The 4,331-nt window shown below is 30.2% G+C and carries 5 protein-coding genes; all 5 read right to left on the minus strand.

Going from position 1 to position 4,331, the window contains the following annotated elements; translation table 11 throughout:
* Positions 1 to 905 (minus strand): sugar ABC transporter ATP-binding protein (locus ACJAX4_RS22340; protein WP_435791649.1); only part of this gene is annotated, 905 nt, incomplete at its 3' end.
* 39 nt (positions 906 to 944) lie between these two features.
* On the minus strand, positions 945 to 1,340 hold the full coding sequence (rbsD, locus tag ACJAX4_RS22345) for a D-ribose pyranase (protein WP_435791650.1): 396 nt from the start codon (positions 1,338 to 1,340) through the stop codon (positions 945 to 947).
* A 37-nt stretch (positions 1,341 to 1,377) separates the two neighbouring features.
* Complete coding sequence (gene rbsK / locus ACJAX4_RS22350; protein WP_435791651.1) at positions 1,378 to 2,313, minus strand: ribokinase; 936 nt, start codon at positions 2,311 to 2,313, stop codon at positions 1,378 to 1,380.
* Positions 2,314 to 2,849: 536 nt separating this feature from the next.
* Positions 2,850 to 3,509, minus strand: coding sequence for an HD domain-containing protein (locus ACJAX4_RS22355; protein WP_435791652.1), 660 nt, complete (start codon positions 3,507 to 3,509; stop codon positions 2,850 to 2,852).
* A gap of 31 nt (positions 3,510 to 3,540) precedes the next feature.
* On the minus strand, positions 3,541 to 4,331 hold a 791-nt coding region (locus tag ACJAX4_RS22360; protein WP_435791653.1), incomplete at its 5' end, for a UbiA family prenyltransferase.

Consider the following 4,331-nt stretch of genomic DNA (forward strand, 5'->3'; position numbering starts at 1 on the left):
GTTTTTGCCATTTCTGTCCGACCTGAACCCATTAGACCTGAAACACCTAAGATTTCACCACTCTTTGCTTCGAAGCTAATATCGCAAACCTTTTTAGCATAACTTAAGTTCTCAACTTTAAGAATAGTTTGTCCGGCAGATGATTTTTTGTATGGAAACTGTTCTTCAAGTTTTCTACCAACCATCATTGATATTAAATCATCTTTAGTAATGTCGATTGTCTTAACTTCGCCAATATACTTACCATCTCTTAAAACGGTTATTCTATCACAAATTCGAAATATTTCATCCATTCTATGAGAGATATACACAATACCCATATTATTATTTTTGAGCTTTTCGATTACTTTAAAAAGATTATCCGTTTCAACATCAGTTAATGCTGTTGTTGGCTCATCCATTATTATTATTTTCGAATTTTTAGAAAGTGCTTTTGCTATCTCAATTAGCTGCTTTTCTCCTACATTCAAATCTTTAACTAATGTATCTACATCGATATTAAAACCAATATCTCTAAGCAAAAATTCAGCTTTATCTTTTAACTCTTTTTTATTTATTCTTCTTGTTATCCCATTAAATCCTTCATTACCTAAGAATATATTTTCCCATATCTTTAAATTAGGTAGAAGACTTAGTTCTTGATGAATAATTGCTATTCCATGTTTTTCTGCATCTTTTATACCTTTAATATCTACTTCAGAACCTTCAATAAAAATGCTTCCTGTATCCTTATGATAGACGCCACTTAATATCTTCATTAAAGTAGATTTCCCTGCTCCATTTTCTCCGAGTAGAGCCAGAACTTCTCCGCTATAAGCTTCTAATCTAACATCCTCCAGTGCTTTTACTCCTGGAAAGGATTTTGAAACATTTTTCATCTGAAGTAGAGGCTTTATGATAGTCATTAAAAACTCCTCCTCAAAACTTAATTACATTACCTATAGTTAAAACACAACTCCTGATTTTAATATTACATTTGCATAGGGCGTTTGTTCTCCGGTTCTTACTACTGCCTTGCACTCTTTTAGCTGATATTTTAGCTCCTCATGAGTTATAAAAGTAATTTTCACATCGCCAACTGCCTTTTTTATTTCATTAAATATATTAGGACTAACACCTTCGGTCTCCTTAGCCACTATTACTTCTTCTATTTGAAGCTCTGTTAATATTGATTTTAGTGTTTCAATAAAGCCAGGTATATTTTTAGTTAGTGCAATATCTATTCTTTTAGAACTATCTGGTATTGGTAGACCACAGTCACCTATAGCTAAGGTATCTTTGTGTCCCATTTTAGATACTACTTCACATATTTGTGAATTTAGTAATGCTGTTTTTTTCATGATTGCGCCTCCTTATATTCCTCTAAAAATACAAATATTAACCTATATCTTCTCCGTATATGTCTATTACTTCTTTTTTAGTTGGTATTGAGGGTTGTGCTCCTGATCTTTGAACTACTATTGAAGAAACTTTATTTGCAAAAACTATAGCCTTTTTAAGATTTTCATAGCTTAATTCCTCAGTGCCGAGCATACTTGATACTGCTCCAATAAAACTATCTCCTGCAGCAGTTGTATCAATAGCTTTAACCAGAATTGCTGGGATTAATTCTGCTCTTTCTTTAGTTATTAATGTAGCACCCTTTGAACCTAGAGTTATTATTACGTACTTAACTCCCCTATTTATAAAATTTTCAGCTGCTTTTTTAGCACTTTCTAAATCATTAGCTAAAATTCCTGTGAGTTCATAAGCTTCTGTTTCATTTGGAATTATTATATCTGTACATTTCAATAAATTTTCATCTAGTTTCTTTGCAGGAGCAGGATTAAGTATTGTTATAACCCCTTGTGACTTTGCATAATTGAAAGCCTCAATTGTTATTTCACTAGGTGTTTCGAATTGTGCAATTATTACATTACAAGCCTTTATAGTTGAATAGCTTTGTTTTATCTCGTCTTTATTAATACACATATTAGCGCCAGCTACCACAACTATAGAATTATTACCTTGGCTATTTACGTTAATTATAGCTGTTCCAGTACTTTCTTTATTATCTTTAAAAACATAATCTGTATTTATACCATCACTTGCAAGCTGATTAACTAAGAAATCACCATTACTATCCAATCCAACCTTACCTATCATGTACACCTCTGATCCCATTCGGCTGCAAGCAACTGCTTGATTTGCACCTTTTCCTCCTGGAATATTGCTTATACTTTTAGCGAAAATAGTTTCACCAATCTTAGCCATATTTTCTACTTTTAGTACTATATCCATATTTAAACTTCCAAGGACACAAATTTTACTCATATAATAAATCACCTCTTCTTAACTTAACCGATTAACTGAACCGGTTAAGTATATTGTATACGTTTAAATGTATTTCGTCAATAAATAATTCGAGAAATATATGTAGATATAAATATATTGTGTGTAATATAAGTTATAATGATACTACACTTTATATATTAAGGAGATGAAAAATGATTATAACGTTTAATGATAAAGCAAATAATGCATTAAAGGCATTAATGGAATGTAAAGATAATGGAGTTATAAGATTAGAAGTTTTAGCTTTTGGTTGAGGTATGCCTGCACTAGGGCTTGTTTTGGATAAACAAAAAAATGATGATTTTTTTATAACCGTTGAAGGTATTTCATTTGTCATAGAGCGAAAGGTTAAAATTTATTTTGAAAGCACTGAAATACTATATAACCCTGAAGCGTTTAATAAAGGATTTTACGTACATAGGTATCGTACATCCAGTATATAAAACAAGGTAAAAAGCAAGACTAACTATTAGTTAATCTTGCTTTTTACCTTATTGCTTAATTTCTAAAAACGGCTAATAAATTTCATTGCAATCCCATTCTTTGTAGAACTGATTTAAATATTCCTCCATAAATTCATGTCTTTCTTTTGCAATTACTTTACCGGAATCAGTATTCATTAATTCTTTTAGTAGTAGCAGTTTTTCATAAAAATGATTAACTGTTGTACCAACATTTTTTTTATATTCTTCAAAATCATTATACTTTTGTGGCTTTATATTCGGATTATACAATTCACGTTCTCTATATCCACCATAGGCAAAAGCTCTTCCAATCCCTATAGCACCCAATGCATCCAATCTATCTGCATCCTGAACAACCTTCCCTTCAATGGTTTCTTGGTTAGCGTTTGTAGTACCGCCTTTATATGACATAGTTTCTATTGTTTTTGTAATCTTATTAATAATGTGGTCTTGCACACCTAAACTTTCTAACCACGTTCTAATAAGACTTGTGGCAATATCACTATTACCTTCGTTGAATTTCCAATCAGCAATGTCATGTAATAAAGCTGTAAGCTCTACTATGAATAAATCGGCATTTTCCTTTTTTCCTATATAAATGGAAGTTTTATAAACCCTTAGTATATGCCAAAAATCATGACCGGTTCCTTCACCTTCTAGTTTATTCTTTACATATTCCTTTGTTTTATCTATTATTAACTTCTTATCCATAAAATCAGCTCCTAAGTAAAATTTTAGTATTTCAATTAAATATAATTACTATTAATAATAATAAAATGTGAGTTATGTTCATTATCGCAAAATTTTGTACTGACAAAACAAAGGTTTTACTTTTTATTGGATTCTTGCAGAATAATTTTATATTTTTACTGATTGGTATTATTGTTAGAATTACTAAGAGTGATACAAGTGGTGAAATTTTTAATATAACAGAAAATATAATGCCTATGTATCCCATATAATATAAAGCTTTAAATAGTTTAAGTGAATTTTTTACACCTAAATAGTAAGGCAATGTAAATCTATTATTTATAATATCTTCTTCAACATCGCATATGTTGTTAGCAAGCATTATGTTTGCTATACCGTTAATTGTAGGAATAGCAATTAAGAAGATATAAAATACTTCCAGTAGGTTTATACTGATATTCATCATATTATTGTGGTATATAAGTGAGATTATATTTTTATCAAATATGTGAATGTAACATGATAAAAATAGAATTACAAACCCCATAAATATTCCAGAAAAAATCTCACCGAGTGGCATACGCGAAATTGGAACAGGTCCATATGTATACAATACCCCAGCTAAGAATGAAACCATTCCTATTAGAAGTACAACTATATTGGTGTTTAAAGTTAATAAAATACCAAAAAAAACTGCTATCGAAAGTAAAGTATAAATTATAGCTACGGCAGTTGATTTTTTAATGTTATATATTACAATCATATTTTTATTTCCCTTATCATATTCTGGTCCCTTTGAAGCTTTTTTATAATCGATATAGTTGTTAATTGACGTCGTTGCCA

The organism is Clostridium sp. (assembly GCF_051278035.1).
Classification (GTDB): Bacteria; Bacillota; Clostridia; order Clostridiales; family Clostridiaceae; genus Clostridium_AD.